At 69.0% G+C, this 15,113-nt stretch carries 14 protein-coding genes; 8 read left to right on the forward strand and 6 right to left on the reverse strand.

Going from position 1 to position 15,113, the window contains the following annotated elements:
- Positions 1-286 precede the first annotated feature (286 nt).
- The 3 genes from FXF52_RS25165 to FXF52_RS25175 all read right to left on the reverse strand — a co-directional run bounded on the left by FXF52_RS25165 (position 287) and on the right by FXF52_RS25175 (position 4,297).
- Positions 287-2,659 carry a 1-deoxy-D-xylulose-5-phosphate synthase N-terminal domain-containing protein gene (locus FXF52_RS25165; protein ID WP_148800835.1) on the reverse strand — a complete coding sequence of 791 codons (2,373 nt, stop codon included), beginning with the start codon at positions 2,657-2,659 and terminating at the stop codon, positions 287-289.
- Positions 2,660-2,733: 74 nt separating this feature from the next.
- On the reverse strand, positions 2,734-3,411 hold the full coding sequence (locus FXF52_RS25170; protein ID WP_148800761.1) for a phosphoribosylanthranilate isomerase: 678 nt from the start codon (positions 3,409-3,411) through the stop codon (positions 2,734-2,736).
- Between the two features lie 28 nt (positions 3,412-3,439).
- A complete protein-coding gene (locus tag FXF52_RS25175; RefSeq protein WP_148800763.1) occupies positions 3,440-4,297 on the reverse strand; it encodes a MurR/RpiR family transcriptional regulator in 858 nt (285 codons plus the stop codon).
- A gap of 222 nt (positions 4,298-4,519) precedes the next feature.
- Between FXF52_RS25175 and FXF52_RS25180 the strand changes: the two genes are divergently transcribed.
- From FXF52_RS25180 to FXF52_RS25205, 6 genes are all read left to right on the forward strand, one after another.
- Positions 4,520-5,701, forward strand: a complete 1,182-nt coding sequence (locus tag FXF52_RS25180; protein ID WP_222870656.1) for an ABC transporter substrate-binding protein — start codon at positions 4,520-4,522, stop codon at positions 5,699-5,701.
- A gap of 68 nt (positions 5,702-5,769) precedes the next feature.
- Positions 5,770-6,675, forward strand: coding sequence for a carbohydrate ABC transporter permease (locus FXF52_RS25185; RefSeq protein WP_222870657.1), 906 nt, complete (start codon positions 5,770-5,772; stop codon positions 6,673-6,675).
- Positions 6,672-7,568 carry a carbohydrate ABC transporter permease gene (locus FXF52_RS25190; protein WP_222870658.1) on the forward strand — a complete coding sequence of 299 codons (897 nt, stop codon included), beginning with the start codon at positions 6,672-6,674 and terminating at the stop codon, positions 7,566-7,568. The genes FXF52_RS25185 and FXF52_RS25190 overlap by 4 nt, the downstream gene beginning before the upstream one ends.
- Before the next feature lie 38 nt (positions 7,569-7,606).
- Positions 7,607-8,785, forward strand: a complete 1,179-nt coding sequence (locus tag FXF52_RS25195; protein WP_148800766.1) for a PLP-dependent aspartate aminotransferase family protein — start codon at positions 7,607-7,609, stop codon at positions 8,783-8,785.
- 75 nt (positions 8,786-8,860) lie between these two features.
- Positions 8,861-9,799: a pseudouridine-5'-phosphate glycosidase gene (locus FXF52_RS25200; RefSeq protein ID WP_148800768.1), complete on the forward strand. Its 939-nt coding sequence runs from the start codon at positions 8,861-8,863 to the stop codon at positions 9,797-9,799.
- 14 nt (positions 9,800-9,813) lie between these two features.
- Positions 9,814-10,815, forward strand: coding sequence for a carbohydrate kinase family protein (locus FXF52_RS25205; protein ID WP_187413678.1), 1,002 nt, complete (start codon positions 9,814-9,816; stop codon positions 10,813-10,815).
- Between the two features lie 57 nt (positions 10,816-10,872).
- On the opposite strand, the gene FXF52_RS25210 is transcribed toward FXF52_RS25205, so the two are convergent.
- Genes FXF52_RS25210 through FXF52_RS25220 form a run of 3 tightly spaced genes read right to left on the reverse strand, consistent with a single transcriptional unit; the run spans position 10,873 to position 12,653 of the window.
- Positions 10,873-11,499, reverse strand: a complete 627-nt coding sequence (locus FXF52_RS25210; RefSeq protein WP_148800773.1) for an NAD(P)-dependent oxidoreductase — start codon at positions 11,497-11,499, stop codon at positions 10,873-10,875.
- Between the two features lie 16 nt (positions 11,500-11,515).
- A complete protein-coding gene (locus FXF52_RS25215; RefSeq protein ID WP_148800775.1) occupies positions 11,516-11,983 on the reverse strand; it encodes an SgcJ/EcaC family oxidoreductase in 468 nt (155 codons plus the stop codon).
- A 16-nt stretch (positions 11,984-11,999) separates the two neighbouring features.
- Complete coding sequence (locus tag FXF52_RS25220; RefSeq protein ID WP_148800777.1) at positions 12,000-12,653, reverse strand: SgcJ/EcaC family oxidoreductase; 654 nt, start codon at positions 12,651-12,653, stop codon at positions 12,000-12,002.
- Between the two features lie 89 nt (positions 12,654-12,742).
- Here FXF52_RS25220 and FXF52_RS25225 point away from each other — a divergent pair, with 89 nt between their 5' ends.
- Entirely contained in the window at positions 12,743-13,210 is a 468-nt protein-coding gene (locus FXF52_RS25225; protein WP_255472324.1) for a MarR family winged helix-turn-helix transcriptional regulator, read from the forward strand.
- A gap of 370 nt (positions 13,211-13,580) precedes the next feature.
- The gene (locus tag FXF52_RS25230; protein WP_148800781.1) at positions 13,581-14,711 is read left to right on the forward strand and encodes an N-acetylmuramoyl-L-alanine amidase; all 1,131 of its coding nucleotides are present in this window, start codon (positions 13,581-13,583) and stop codon (positions 14,709-14,711) included.
- Positions 14,712-15,113: the final 402 nt, after the last annotated feature.

Below are 15,113 nucleotides of genomic sequence, written 5' to 3' on the forward strand. Positions count from 1 at the left end.
CGGGCAGACCCCGGTGTCCTGCGGCGTCCGGGCCCGCACCACAATCCGCTCACCCTCGTCAACCACGTCCTCGACGATCAGCGGGGACAGCCCCGAGAACACCGCCTGTACAAGCTCGTTGAAATCCTCCACATGGGACTCAGCGACGCCTCGCCACCCTCCGTCACCACCGAATGTGAGACAGGGCCCAGCGATCCGTACAGCCAAGGCTCCAGCGCGAAGGCGAAGGCCCGGGTGACTGCCGTGGAACACGCCGAGCGTGACCGCCGGTAACGGGCTGGCGCCGTCAGGTTCCCAGAGTCAGGGCGGCCAGCGCTGCGTTCGTGATCGATCCGGGGAGCAGGTCGTGGATCTCGTAGAGGTCGGCGACGCTGCCCGATTGTCCGAACTCGTCGACCCCGAGCGGCACCGCAGGCACGCCGAGCGCGGAGCCGAGCCACGCGAGCGCGTGACTGGAGGCATCGTGGACGGTCACGAGAGGTGCCCGCGTCGCGAACGCGGTGCGTAACGCGCCGGGGATGGCCGGCGCGGTCGCGGTCCGAATGCCTTGCCGCAGTGCCCGTTGCCAGGCGGTGAAGAGGCGGTCGGCCGAGGTGATGTCCACGACGTGCGCGGCGATGCCTTCCTCGGCCAGTTCGGTCGCCGCTGCGACCGTTTCCGGCAGGACGGCGCCGCTGGCGGCCAGGTAGACCTGCGGTGCCCCGGTGGCGGCCAACTCGGACGCGTCGACCAGCCGGTACGCACCGGCCAGCACCTGCCGGCGCAGGACCACGTCGCCCAGCCGGCGGCGGGCCGCTTCGAAGGGCGCTTGGTCGATCGGGCGGGTCGACAGCCGCAGGTAGTACGCGCCGTCGTCGGCCGCCGAGCCCGCCGAACCTGCGGCGATGTGCGAGAGGGCGTCGCACATGAGCCAGTCCAGGGCGGTGGCGTAAGCGGCCTCCAGGAACGTCACGCCAGGCAGTTCGATGCCGATGGACGCGGTGATCGTGGACTGATGAGCCCCGCCCTCGGGTGCCAGGGTGACCCCGGACGGTGTGCCGGCCACGAGGAAACGCGACCCGGAATAGGCGCCGTGGATGAACGCGTCCAGCCCCCGGCACACGAACGGGTCATAGACGGTGCCGACCGGCAGGAGCGGTTGGTCGGAGTGGTCCCAGGCCAGGCCAAGCTGCCCGAGCAGCAGGAAGAGGTTCATCTCGCTGATGCCGAGCTCGATGTGCTGCCCGGTCGGTCCCTCCGCCCACCTCAGCACCGGGTCGGCGTTCCATGACCGCCGCTCGGTGGGCGCGAACACTCCGGCCCGGTTGATGAACCCGGCGAGGTTGGTCGACGTCGCGACGTCCGGCGCGGTGGTCACCAGGTACGGAGCGACTGCCTTGTCGCGCGAGAGGTCCACCAGGATCCGGCCGAAGGCCTCCTGGGTGGACACCGGCCGGGAGACGCGTACCCCGGTGGCGGTCGGCACCGCGACGCCCAGCCGGGCGTTTCGCGGCTGCCGGGCCAACTGCCGCGCGCGTTCCTCGACCCACCGGCCCTCGGCCGAGTCGGCGTCGAAGCGGTCCCATTCCCGGTCGGCGCGCACGCCGGTCCGGGCCCGCAGCGCATCGATCTGCTCACCGGAGAGCAGGGCCGAGTGGTTGCGCGGGTTTCCCGCGATCGGCAGGCCCCAGCCCTTGACCGTGTAGGCGAACAGCACCGACGGCCGGTCCGTCGCGTCGCACTCGGCCAGCCCGTCCAGCACCGCGCCCAGGTCGTGGCCGCCCAGGTCGGTGACGAGTTCGCCCAGATCGTCGTCGGTGACGTCGGCGACAAGGTCCGCCAGGCCGGCGGGAGCCCCGTCCAGGAGCCGCTCCCGCAGTGCCGGGCCGGCCAGGCCGAACAGCGACTGGTACTGCTCGTTCGGCATCGCGTCGATCCACTCGCGCAGCAGCGGACCGTTCGGGCGGGAGAAGAACGCCTGGAGCCGTCGCCCGTACTTGACCTCGACCACGTGCCAGCCATTGGCCTCGAACGAGGCCCGCCACTGGTCGATCCGGATTCCGGGGACGACCCGGTCCAGGGACTGCCGGTTGAAGTCCACAATCCAGGTGACCTTGGCGAGCCCCTGGGTGGCAGGGTCGGCCACCGCTTCCCAGACGTTCCCCTCGTCCAGTTCGGCATCGCCGAGCAGCGCGATGAACCGGGACCGGGGACGCTGCCCGAAGTGGGCGTCCACGTAGCGGCGCACGGCCGCCGCGAACAGCGGCGCCGCCGCGCCGAGCCCGACCGAGCCGGTCGAGAAGTCGACCTCGTCGGGGTCCTTGGTCCGCGAGGGGTACGACTGCAGCCCGCCCCGTGCACGCAGCTTCGTCAGGTAGGACCGGTCCAGCTTGCCGAGCAGGTACTGGATCGCGTGGAAGACCGGTGCGGCGTGTGGCTTGACCGCCACCCGGTCCGCCGCGTCCAGGTGCGCGAACCACAGGGCCGTCATCACCGTCACCATCGACGCTGACGACGCCTGGTGGCCCCCGACCTTCACCCCGTCGCCGGTGTCCCGCTCACGGTTGGCCGCGTCCACGATCCGCGTCGCGAGCCACAACACCCGGCGCTGGACGGCGTCCAGGACGTCGAGGTCGACGCGCGGTTCGGCGTCCGGAACCGGCGGGCGGGCGGACAGCATGGGGGACGCGGGGGAGATGCCCGGGCGCTGACCCGGCGGTCCCGCGGTGGTGACGGGGTGGTTGATCGTGGTGCTCATGCCGGGACCCGGGTGGCACCCGCGTTGGTGACGAACTCGGCGACGCGGGCGAGGTCCTTCTCGAAACCGCCTCCGGGCAGCGCCCGGTTGGTCAGCGTGAGCGAGTCCACGCCCCACGGGCGCACGGTCGCGATCGCCGCAGCCACGTTCTCGGGGGACAGCCCCCCGGCGAGGATGACCGGGATGCCGACGGACGCGACGATCCGCGCGCTGATGTCCCAGTCGTGCACCACCCCGGCGGCGCCGACGCCCGCGACCTCGTCGGTGTGGGAGTCGAGGATGAGCAGGTCACTGACGTCGGCGTAGGCGCGGGCGGTGTCCACCGCCTCGGGGCCGGTGACGGCGATGGCCTGCATGATCTTGCAGTCGGGCAGCCGGCGTCGCAGCGACGCGACGGCGGACGGCGGCACGGCGCCGGGCTCGCCACACAGGTGCAGGATGTCGGGCTGGACCCGCGTGGTCATGCGGACGATCTCGTCGAGGTCACCGGAGACGGACAGGGCCACCGAGACTGCCTTCCCGCGCAGCGCCCGGACGGCTTCCGCAGCGGTATCTTCATCGATCTCCCCGGGCAGGCCGAGCTTGGCCGGGGTGAGGCCGACGTGGTCGACCCCTACCTCCGCGAGGGCGAGGGCCTCGCGAGCGGACTGCGCGGTGTAGATCTGGACGATCACTCGGTTCTCCAACTGGTGTCCGAAGTAGTCAGTAGGAACGCTGTGCGATGGCTTGGTTGAGTCGCTTCTCCTTCTCCAGCACGTCGTCGACGTGCCGCAGCGAGTACGCGACGTAGAGGGCGTCGAGGAGCGCCATCTGGCAGGCCCGGGCGGCCAGGGGCTCACTGCGGGTCTCGTGGGAGACGCTGACCAGCACGATGTCTCCCTGCCGCGCGACGTGTGAGTCCCGGTTGCCGGTCACGACGAGGGTGGACGCCCCGGCCCGGCGCGCCTGGGTCAACATGTCGGCCACGTCCTTCGTGGCGCCTGAGTAGGAGATGCCGACGGCGAGATCGCCGGGGCGCAGCAGGGAGGCGTGCATGATCTGCAACTGCGAGTCGATGGGGGCGTCGCAGCGGATCCCCAGCCGGTGGCACCGCTGGTAGAAGGACTGCGCGACGACCCCGGACGTGCCGACGCCGCCCACCAGGACGTGGTCGGCGGCTTCGAGTAGATCCAGGGCCCGCGCCATGTCCTGCCCGGTCAGCAGGTGGTGCGTATCGCGCAGGGACTGGATGGTGCTGGCGAAGACCTTGGCCGCGACTGTCGCCGCGTCGTCGTCGGGCGTGACGTCGTCGTGGATCAGTTGGGTCGGCGAGGCGAGGTCCTGGGCCAGGCCGAGCTTGAGGTCGGTGAACCCGGCGAAGCCGCTGTTGCGGCACATCCGCAGCACCGTTGTGTCGCTGACGTTGCAGGCGCGGGCGACATCCAGCATCGAGCTCTCCAGCAGTCCTGCCGGCTGCTCCAGGATCCAGTCCGCGACCTTCCGTTCGGTGTCGGACAGCGACGGCCTGGCAGCCCTCAGTCGCGCCAGGGCGCTCGTCCCGTTGGTGATGGAGTTGGTCATTCCCTCGCCCGTCTCGAATTGAGCAACACCCTAGACCAGGCTGGCTCGTGGTGGTAGTACTACTACCCACCAACTTTTTAAGCAGTGGAACCACAGGAGTCTGGGATGCGAATCAGATCTGCATGGCGAGCGGCACTGGCTGCCGGTGCCGCGCTCGTGATGCTGTCGGCGTGCGCAGGCGCCGGTGGCTCGACTGACACGTCTGGCGGCGGGGGCAGGACGTTGGAAATCTGGCACGCCTACGCGGGCCAGAAGGACAAGGTCGAGTTCATCGAGTACGCGCTGGACACCTTCAAGAAGGCGCACCCCGACATCAAGGTGAAAGAGGTGTCGGCCGAGCAGTCCTCCTACAAGACGAAACTGCAGACGGCCATGGCCTCGGGCAACCCGCCGGACGTCTTCTACACCCTGCCCGGCGGCTACCTGAAGGCCTTCGTCGACAGCGGCCAGGTGCTCGGGCTGGACGACGAGCTCGCCAAGCAGGGCTGGCGGGACAGCTTCCTGGAAAGCTCGCTGCCGTCAGTCACCTTCGGCGGGTCGACGTACGCGGTGCCGATCGACATCGACGCCGCGCTGGTCTGGTACAACAAGGCGCTGTTCCAAGCCAAGGGCTGGCAGGTCCCCACCACCTGGCCGGAGTTCCTCGACCTGGCCGAGAAGATCAAGTCTGCCGGCGTCGTGCCGGTCGCGCTCGGTAACAAGGACAGCTGGCCCGCGACCTTCTGGTTCCAGTACGCCGAGATGCGCATGCACGGCAGTGGCGTCATGTCCGGCTTCGGCGCCGGAGACAAGAACGCCACCTTCGGACCCGAGGCCAAGGACGCAGCCGGCACCCTGCAGACGCTCGCCCAGAAGGGATACCTGCCGAAGGGCGCGAACGGAATGTCCGACGCCGAGGCCAACATCCTCTTCCTCAACGGCAAGGCGGCCATGGTCCTCAACGGCACCTGGCAGATCGGCATGTCCGCGGAGGCCCCGGCCGGCTTCGAGCTCGGCTACTTCCCGTTCCCGACCTTCGCCGCGGGCAAGGGGAACCAGAGCGACGTCCTCGCCGGCGTCGCCGCCAGCTTCGCCGTGTCCAAGAAGGCCAAGGACAAGGAGGCGGCCCTGGCGTTCCTCCGCCACATCACCAGCCCCGAGGTGATGACCAAGTACGTCCAGATCCGCAAGACCATGGTCGCCCGCAAGGGAGCGACCACGCCGGAGGCGGCCGGCCCGCTGCTGGCCGGGGTGGTCCAGGACGTCATCGGCAAGGCCGACACCCTCGACCCGTTCTACGACACGGCCATGGCCCCCAAGACCACCGAGACGTACTACTCCACCCTCCAGGGGTTGATCGACGGCTCGATCACGCCGGCGGCGGCCTCCGAGGCCATCGAGAACGCCGCCAAGGCCGGCAAATAACCACTGCGACCCGTCGCCCGAGCGCCCGCACCGACCGCGGGCGCTCGGACGGCGACCCCGGAGGTCTCGTGTCCATATCCACGCGGTCCCACGCCGCCCGCCGCGACGCCCGGGCAGCCCTGCTGTTCCTCGCGCCCGCGGTGCTGTTCCTCGCGGCCTTCGTCGCCTACCCGCTGCTCACCGCCGGGGTCCTGTCGTTCCACTCATGGGACGGCGTCTCGCCCCGGCAGTGGACCGGGCTGGCCAACTACGAGCGGCTGCTCGGCGACCGGATCTTCTGGGGATCACTTCGTAACAACGTCCTGGTCGCGCTCACCGCGATCGTGTTCCAGGTCGGCGTCGGCATGGTCATCGCGTACTGGCTGGTGCGGGTGGTGCCCCGGATCAAGCGGTTCGCCATGTTCGTCTACGTCATCCCGGTGGTGATCAGCGAGATCTGCATCGGGTTGCTCTGGGGTTTCGTCTACAACCCCTACTTCGGCCTGCTGAACGGCTTCCTCAACACCGTCGGGCTCGACGAACTCGCCCGCGGGTGGCTGGGCGACCGGTCGACCGCCATGCCCGCAGTGCTGGTGGTCATGAACCTGACCTACCTGGGTCTGTACATCCTGCTCTTCGTCGCCGCGTTCGAGAACGTCGACGAGGCGGTGTACGACGCGGCGGCCATCGACGGCGCCGGCCACTACCGGACCTTCTTCTCCGTCAGCGTCCCGATGGTCTGGTCGAACGTCCAGGCGACGACCCTGCTCGCGGTCGTCTCCTCGTTCAAGACGTTCTCCCTCGTCTACGTGCTCACCCGAGGGGGACCGAACAACGCCACCGACGTCGTGTCCACCTACCTCTTCCAAGCCGGCTTCGGGAACTTCGAAGCCGGCTACGCGTCCACCATCGGATTCGCCCAGATCCTGCTGACCGCCGCGGTCGGCGTATTCGTCCTCGGCCTGATGCGCCGCGGGAAGCGAGGAGAGGCGTGACTTCCTCGACCATCCACGTCACCAGGCAGCACCCGACGGCCGTACCGGGAACGACCGGTCGCGGACGGCCCCGCCTCAGCACCGGCACCGCGATCGTCTACCTCATCCTGGCGGTCCACCTGACCGTGGTCGTCTTCCCCTTCCTCTGGATGGCCTACAGCTCGCTGAAGAGCAACAAGAACTTCCTGGCGTCCGTCTGGTCGCTGCCCACCGACCCGCAATGGGCCAACTACGGCAAGGCGCTCGGCGAAGGGAAACTGCTCGTCTACGCCGGAAACTCCCTCGCCGTGACGGCGGTGTCGGTCGCGCTGACCGTCGCCATAGCCACCGCCGCGGGCTACGCCTTCGTCGTCTACCGCACCCGTTGGATGCCCTGGGTGGAGGTCGCGATGCTGGTCGCGATGGCCATCCCGGCGTACGTCGCACTGGTGCCGCTGGTCGCGACGCTGCGCGACGCGGGCCTCCTGGACACCCGTACCGGCGTGGTCCTGCCCACCGTGGCCTTCAACCTGCCGGTGTCCGTCCTCATCATGCGGGCGTTCTTCAGCACGGTCCCACGATCCCTGGTCGAGGCAGCCCGGGTCGACGGCGCGTCCGAACTGCGGGCCTTCCTGCGCGTCATGGTGCCCATCGCGCGACCGGCGATGTTCACCACCGCCATCGTCAACACCATCTGGGTCTGGAACGACTTCCTCTTCCCGTTGGTGCTGCTCAACACCCCCAGCAAGAAGACCTTGCCGCTGGGCCTCACCGACTACGTGGGCGAGCGGGTCACCGACTACCCCGTGCTGCTGGCGGCGATCCTGCTCGCCGCGCTCGGCTCATTCGTGGTGTACGCCGCCCTCCAGAAGCACGTCATCGGTGGGCTGACCAGCGGCGCCATCAAACAGTGACGGCCGGCCCCACCCGCCCCAACCCAAGGAGACACCCCATGGACGACCTCGATTTCGCCAGCCGCGCCGTCTACTACGAGCCCGAGGCCAGCACGCAGTCGATCAGCTACCCGATCTACATGTCGGCCAACTACCAGTACGCCGACGACATCTACGACCAGATCGTCGACGGGGCTCGCAAGGAGGTGAACATCTACAGCCGCTGCGGCAATCCCGGCGAGTACAAGCTCGAGGAGCACGTCGCCCAGCTCGCCGGCGCCACGGCGTGCCTGGCCACCGCCTCCGGGATGGCGGCGATCTCCCACGCCCTGCTCGGCCTGCTCAAGGCCGGGGACCACCTCGTCGCCGACCTCACCACCTACAGCTCCACCCACGAGTTCTTCGACCACCGCATCCAGGACTTCGGCATCGAGGTCACGTTCGTCGACGCCAGTGACATCGCGGCGGTGGAGGCGGCGATCACCGACCGCACCCGCCTCCTCTACGTCGAGACCATCGCCAACCCCACGATGAAGATCGCGCCCCTTCGCGCACTCGCGGACCTCGCCCACTCGCGGGGCATCGTCGTCTTCTGCGACAACACCTTCGCCAGCCCGGCGGTCTGCCGGCCCCACGAGCACGGCGTGGACGTGGTGCTCGAGAGCGCCACCAAGTTCATGGGCGGCCACAACGACGCGGTGGGTGGCGTCATCACCCTGCGCTCGGACATCCTCCCGGCGGGCTGGCTGGAGCAGGTCCGCTGGAACACCCTCACCAAGCTCGGCGGCGCGCTGTCCCCGTTCAACGCGTGGCTGCTGCTGCGGGGGCTGCAGACCCTTCCGCTGCGGGTCGAACGGCAGACCCAGAACGCGCTCGCCCTCGCCGAATGGCTGGAAAAGCAGCCTCAGGTCCGTAAGGTGTTCTACCCCGGCCTGCCCAGCCACCCGCAGCACGACCTGGCGCAGCAGCAGTTCGACATGCCGGGTGCGATGCTGGCGTTCAGCCTGGACACGGAGGACCAGGCGGTGCGCGTCCTCAAGGGCCTCAAGCTGGGCTCTTTCGCGGCAAGCCTGGGTGGGGTGCGGACCGTGACCCAGGTACCCGGAACGATGGCCTTCCTCGACATCCCGGCGGCGGAGCGGGAGCAGATGGGCATCACCGACGGCATGATCCGGGTATCCGTCGGCATCGAGTCCGCCCGCGACATCATCCGCGACTTCGAGCAGGCCATGCGGTAGCTGCGGGCCGGCCCGGTCGTTCCGCCCGGGCCGCGGTGTCCCCACCCACCACGAGATCACCAGGACGATCGAAACATGACATTCCCAGCATCCGACCGGTTGGATGGCCTGCCGGTCGAGGTTCATCCAGAGGTGGCCGAGGCCCTCCGCCACGGCGGGCCCGTCGTCGCGCTGGAGTCCACCATCATCAGCCATGGCCTGCCTCGCGACAGCAACATGCAGGTGGCGCGGGACATCGAGCAGTCGGTGCGAGCTGCGGGTGCCGTGCCGGCCACCATCGCTGTCCTGGACGGTCGTGTGCGGGTCGGCCTCGACGAGGATGCCCTCCTGCAGATCGCGAGTCGCGACGATGTCAACAAGGCGAGCATCCGCGATGTCGCGGTCGCCCTCGCCCGTCGGGTTCCGGGTGCCACGACCGTGGCCTCCACGGCCTGGCTGGCCAGCCTGGTGGGCATCGAGGTCTTCGCCACCGGCGGTCTCGGTGGCGTGCATCGAGGCGCGGCGACCTCGTGGGACGAGTCCGCCGACCTCATGGGTCTCGCGGCTGCGCCGATTGTCGTGGTCTGCGCCGGCGTGAAGTCGATCCTCGACGTGCCGGCGACGCTGGAACGGCTCGAGAGCCTGTCGGTGGGCGTCGTCGGATACCGCACCGACCGGTTCCCCGGCTTCTACGTGCGAGAGACCGAAATGGCCGTGCCGTGGCGGGTGGAGACCCCGGAGGAGGTGGCCCGGATCCACGCCGCCAATCGAGCCCTGGGTAACAGCCGGGCCCTGGTTGTCGCGAACCCGATCGAGCCGGAGAGCGAGATGGACCCGGACCTGCACGACGACGTCCTGGCGGCGGGGCTCGCGGCGTTGCGGGAGCAGGACGTGCGAGGCAAGGACGTGACTCCGTTCCTGCTGGCCTTCTTCCATGAGCGGACCGGCGGTGCGAGCCTGAAGGCCAACGTCGACCTGGTGCTGGCGAATGCACGCCTTGCCGGCCAGATCGCCGTGGCCGGGGCCGGCGGCTGAGAGGTGGCAGCGCAGTGACCGCGAGCCAACTCGTGGCGGAGGTCAGCCGGCAGCGGGACGCCGTCGTCCTGCTGCTCGGTGACATCAACGTCGACCTGCTGCTCGAGATCCCCGAGTACCCACGGCCCGGTGGCGACGGCGTCGCATCGTCCCAGCGGATCGGGCTGGGCGGCTCCGCGGCCAACAGTGCCATCATGCTCCGCCGCTTGGGCCTGCGGGCCAGCATGCTCAGCGCGATCGGCGACGACCGCTGGGCCGAGGTCGCGGTCGAGGCGCTGCGCGCCGAAGGGGTCGGCTTGGAGTACGTCGTCCGCGACCCGCACGAGCCGACCTCGCTCAACGTGATCGGCGTGACGCCGGACGGGGAGCGCACGATGATGGCCTACCGCGGGGCGAACCCCCGGTATTCGCCGGCCGACCTGCCTGAAGAGGCGATCGCCGCCTGCGATTTCCTGCACGTGTCCGGCTACGCCTTCCTGCAGGCGCCGCAGTCGCTCGCCGCGGCCCGGGCGATCGAGGTGGCCACCGCGAACGGCGTGCCGGTCTCCCTCGACATCCCGGTGGATCCCGCTCGTCGTGAGCCGGCCACCATCAGGCGATTGCTGAGGTTCACCGATCTGCTGGTCGTCGGCGTTCCCGAGGCCCGGCAACTGGTCGGGACGGCCGAGCCGGCGGAGGCGTGCCGCAGGCTGCGCGATCTGGGGGCCAGGACCGTCGCGCTCAAGGTCGGCCGCGACGGCACCGTCATCGCCAGCGGCGACGAGTGGGTCGAGCTGCCCGGGCTGCCGGTGCGGACAGTCGACACGACCGGCGCCGGTGACTCCTTCTGCGCCGGCGCCATCGCCGCCATGCTGGCGGCCCTGCCGTTGGCGAAGATCGGAGCCTTCGCCAACCTGCTCGGCGCGGCTGCGGTCGAGAAACCGGGGGCCGGACAGTCGCTGCCGACCCTCGATGAGTTGCGACGCATCGAGTGCTCTATCAGCGGCGATCTCACCTCCCGCTGTGGTCATGCGTGAGGAGCATCATGGCTGTGACATCCCCATGAGCTGGGCTGTCAAGCTGCTGCGTCGGGTTTATGAGGAGACGGCGACCACGGTGCGATGAGTTTGCGGATCGTCGATCGCGGCCAGTAGGTAGTCGGCCAGGTCGGCGCGCGTCGTCTGTGTGCCAACCTTTGCGGTGGCGCCCAGCGAAGTGCGCAGACGACCGGTGCCGGGTCGGTCGGTCAGCCTTGTCGGGCGTACCACGGTCCAGGTCAGGTCGCTGGTGGCGAGGCGTTCTTCCATCCGAGCCATGTCGGCGTAGGTGTGTCGCATGAGGCGCTGCAGGATGCGTGAGGCCAACCGGGTGCCAGCTGTTGCGTCGGCGGGGATGGACAGGCCGGCTGAGGAGATCACCAGGAGTCGGCCGTGGGGCTTGAGGGCGGAGATGATCTCGGTGGTGCCAGCCGAATAGATCGTGGTGGTTCTGGTGTCGGCGGCACCGATCGCGGAGATCACCGCATCGTGGTCATCGAGCACGCCTTGCAGCGAACCTGGGGTCAGCATGTCGGCGGCGTGCACGGTGAGCCGGTCTCGGGCGGGGCCGAGGGTATCGGGGTGCCGGGCGACCGCGGTGACGCGGTGCCCGGCGGCGAGCGCGTGCTCGACGATGAGCCGTCCGGTGCGGCCGGTGGCGCCGATGACGGCGATGGTGGTCATCCTTTGTTCTCCTAGGTCAGGCCGTGGCGGGCTTGGTGGCGGGCTGCAGCTTGAAGGAAATGGCCTCCATCAGTGGCTTGTGCTGGGTCTTCTGGACGGCGGCGATGAGCCAGTGGCCGTCGGTGTCGCGCACGAGCGTGTAGGTGGCGAGCTTGCCCAGTCGGCGCGGGGTCTTCTTGGTGACGTCGCCGCGGGTCATGACGACGGCGGTGTCGGCGCCGTAGCGGCGGATGTCGAGGATCTGCAGGCTCAGACGGGTGTCTTTGAGGAAGCTGTCGAACAGGGCCTGGTGGGCGCGGCCGATTTCCGGGCCGCCGTGGTAGACGGTGCCGACGAAGGTGACGTCGGTGGCGTCGGCGGTGAAGCAGGCGCCGTAGGCGGCACCGTCACCGCGGTTCCACGCGTCCTGACTGCGTGCTAGCAGCTCGCGGATCGCCGCGACGTCCGGCTCGGTGGTCTCAGGGTGAATCGGGATGCTGGTCATCTGGATCGGTCCTTTCTTACTTCTCGGCTTCTGGCCGGGTCTGCGGGGAGATCAGGAACGAGATGCGTTCCATGACGGACTGGCGCTTGGTGTTGTGGAAGGCGGCGATGCGCCAGGTGCCGTCGTCTTGGCGCACGAGGGTGTAGGTCTGGGTCTTCGACAGCTCCGCGGGCTGCGGGCGCTGGCCTTCGTAGGTGTCGCCGCGGCTGGTGACGATCGCGGTTCCGGGGCCGTAGAACCGGATGTCGAGGTAGGAGTCGGCGAGTTTGGTGCCCTTGACGAAACCTCCGAAAAGCGCGCGGTGGGATTCGGTGATGTCGCGGCGGCCCTGGTAGTGCGTGCCGACGTAGGTCGTGTAGGTGGCGTCGTCGGTGAACATGGCGCCGTAGGCGTCGGCGTCGCCGCGATCCCACGCTCCGACCAGTTGGTCCAGCACGTTGCAGACATCGAGGTGGGCGGCGGCTGGCCCGGACGGCGTGACCGCGGTGCAGTCGGCGGTTCCGGTGGCCTGTACGTCGGCGGTGGCGTCGAGCCAGGCGTATCCGCCAGCGGCGGCCAGCCCCAGCGTCAGGCCGCCGGCCGCCAGGAGGCGCCCTACGCCGCGTCCGCGAGCGCCGCGCTTGTCTGTCGGGCACGCAGCGGTGGACGGTGCCGGGGTGGTCGTGGTCATGGGGGCCTCCCGTGGTAGCTTCTTAAGAGAAGTTTCTTCCTAGAAGATTTCTCTTCTCTGAAGAAGAGATTAGGTGGATGGAGGATCTTGTGTCAACTCCACGGGCGCAGTCGGACGCGAGCCACACCTACCGCCGCTACCTGAGCGCGGTCATGCTGCACGGCCAGGCCAGCGCCAAAGCCTGCGACCTGGGCGCGACGGACCTCTACGCGCTGAACATCCTGGAACTGGCCGGGCCGATGACGCCGGGCGAACTGGGCGCGCGCACCGGACTGACCACCGGGCCGACCACCCGCCTCATCGACCGCCTCGAAGCCGCCGGCTACGTCCGCCGCGCCCCCGACCCCAGCGACCGCCGCAAAGTGATCGTCGAGCCGATCGGTAAGCCGGCCCAACTCGACCAGGTCATGGCACCGGCTCGGCAGAAGATCGGCCAGATCCTCGCCGGCTACTCAGACGAGCAACTCCGCGTGCTCTTCGACTACTTCACCCGCGCCACGCAGGCGTACCAGGAAGCGGCCGAACACATCCCCGACGGCGACCAACAGATGCCATGAACCCGGGCGCCGGCACGTACCCCGCGTGGCCTCGCGGCGACCGGTCGGCGGCCTGGCCGGCGGGGTGTTCCACCACCGCCGCCGGCAGTTGGCTCTTGGCCTGTTGAAAATTGCCAAGCGTTGCGATGGAATAGTCGAAATGTTTCGCCATCGGTCTTCGCGGATGAAGGTGGCGCCATGTCAGTCCGACCACCCCGCCTTCTCGGCATGGCGGCGGTCGGCGCCCTGCTGGCCGTCGCCTCCCTGACCGGCACGTCCGGCGCCACGCCCGCCGAGCCGGCCTCCATCGCGGTCTGGGATCCGAGCACGTGTACCGCCCCAATCCACAACAGTTTTCGTTGTCGTTCCACACCCCCCATGGAGGCAGCGCATGTCACCTGACCAGCACGAGGTTGATCGTCGCACCTTGCTCAAAGCAGGGCTGGGTACTGGGATCGCGGCGATCGTCGGCACTGAACTGTTCGCGGCGGCACCCGCTGGTGCCGCGCCCAGCGCCATGTTCCCCTGGATCATCGATTGCGACACGTGGGGTGCGCGTCCGCCAAGGGGAGCGATTCAGATCACCGGCAACGTCACCAACAAGATCATCCTGCACCACATGGCGTTCCCGAACGTCACGGACTACTCGCGCGACCACGCAATGCAACTGGCGCGGGACTGCCAGAACCTGCATATGGACGTCAACGGCTGGGCGGACACCGGACAGCACTTCACGGTCAGCCGTGGCGGCTACGTGCTGGAGGGCCGCCACCGCAGCCTGCAGACGCTCGACACGGGCGCGCACCAGGTCATCGCCGCACACTGCCCCGGCGAGAACGGGAACGCGATCGGGATCGAGAACGAAGGCACGTACATCACCGAGACGCCGCCTGACGCACTGCTCGACTCGCTGGTAACGCTGTGCGCCGCGGTGTGCCAGCAGTTCCGGCTGCAGCCATGGGACATCTTCGGCCACTGGGACTTCTACACCACCCAGTGCCCCGGCACCGCCTTCTACCGGTTGTTCCCGATGGTGCGCTCGCGTGTCGCGGCAGCACTCGGTACCGAACAGCCGGACATCCCCGCACGCCGGTGGCCCGACATCTGGCGCTTCGTCGACGGCCCGGTGGTGCAGGTCGCGCAGTACCTGCTTGCGGATCTCGGGTACCCGCTGACCCCGAACGGCAATTTCGGGTATGACATGAATGCGGCCGTGGCCGACTTCCAAGCCAACCACGGGATTCGGGTCGACCCGGACGCGACCTTCGACGCGGCCACCTGGGAAGCGCTTGTGCCGACACTCGACAAGGACGCCAACGGCCTTCCCGTCAACGCGCTGCAGTACCTGCTCGGCCGCAAGGGGTACGGCGACGTCACGGTGAGCGGCGAATTCGACCACAGCACCATGAAGGCCGTCCAGGACATGCAGCGCCTACACGGCCTGGTGCCCAATGGGAAGGTCGACGTGGACACGTGGTGCGCGATTGTCGGCGGCTCAGTCCGTTCGGCCTTCCACTACTGAACACCGCCTGCTGGCTGGTTCAGGACGATCCGGACCCGACCGACGTAGGCGCTGGAGCGCTGCCACGTCGGCCGGGCCGGACACGCCATGACATCTGAGTGCGTCTGCTGCGACCCATAAGCGTGCCGACTACCAGTAGCGCACCGCTGAGGCTGGCGGCCAGCATGAGGACGGCGGTAGGGGCGCGTTCGATCGAGCCGCCAGCGGCACGGATCAGTTCTGTGGCGGCTTGCCGGAGAAGCACGACATAGGCAGGGTTTTGGCCACATCCGGCCAGATGCTAGCGACCTGCTTCGATGGCTCGATACGGTGGCTCGCAGGACTGCCCGACGGGCCGTCCTGCATGGTGCCGGCAGCCTGGCCGCCGCCCCGTTGGTCGCCAGTGCTGTCCAGCCCGGGGCG

It is taken from the genome of Micromonospora sp. MP36, from assembly GCF_008119785.1.
Classification (GTDB): Bacteria; Actinomycetota; Actinomycetes; order Mycobacteriales; family Micromonosporaceae; genus Micromonospora.

What these genes read in the sequence shown, in the direction of transcription:
- FXF52_RS25165 (WP_148800835.1), bottom strand. Translation starts at nt 2,659, where the DNA reads ATGCTGTCCGCCCGCCCGCCGGTTCCGGACGCCGAACCGCGCGTCGAC.
- FXF52_RS25175 (WP_148800763.1), bottom strand. Translation starts at nt 4,297, where the DNA reads ATGACCAACTCCATCACCAACGGGACGAGCGCCCTGGCGCGACTGAGG.
- FXF52_RS25195 (WP_148800766.1), top strand. Translation starts at nt 7,607, where the DNA reads ATGGACGACCTCGATTTCGCCAGCCGCGCCGTCTACTACGAGCCCGAG.
- FXF52_RS25200 (WP_148800768.1), top strand. Translation starts at nt 8,861, where the DNA reads ATGACATTCCCAGCATCCGACCGGTTGGATGGCCTGCCGGTCGAGGTT.
- FXF52_RS25210 (WP_148800773.1), bottom strand. Translation starts at nt 11,499, where the DNA reads ATGACCACCATCGCCGTCATCGGCGCCACCGGCCGCACCGGACGGCTC.
- FXF52_RS25215 (WP_148800775.1), bottom strand. Translation starts at nt 11,983, where the DNA reads ATGACCAGCATCCCGATTCACCCTGAGACCACCGAGCCGGACGTCGCG.
- FXF52_RS25220 (WP_148800777.1), bottom strand. Translation starts at nt 12,653, where the DNA reads ATGACCACGACCACCCCGGCACCGTCCACCGCTGCGTGCCCGACAGAC.
- FXF52_RS25230 (WP_148800781.1), top strand. Translation starts at nt 13,581, where the DNA reads ATGTCACCTGACCAGCACGAGGTTGATCGTCGCACCTTGCTCAAAGCA.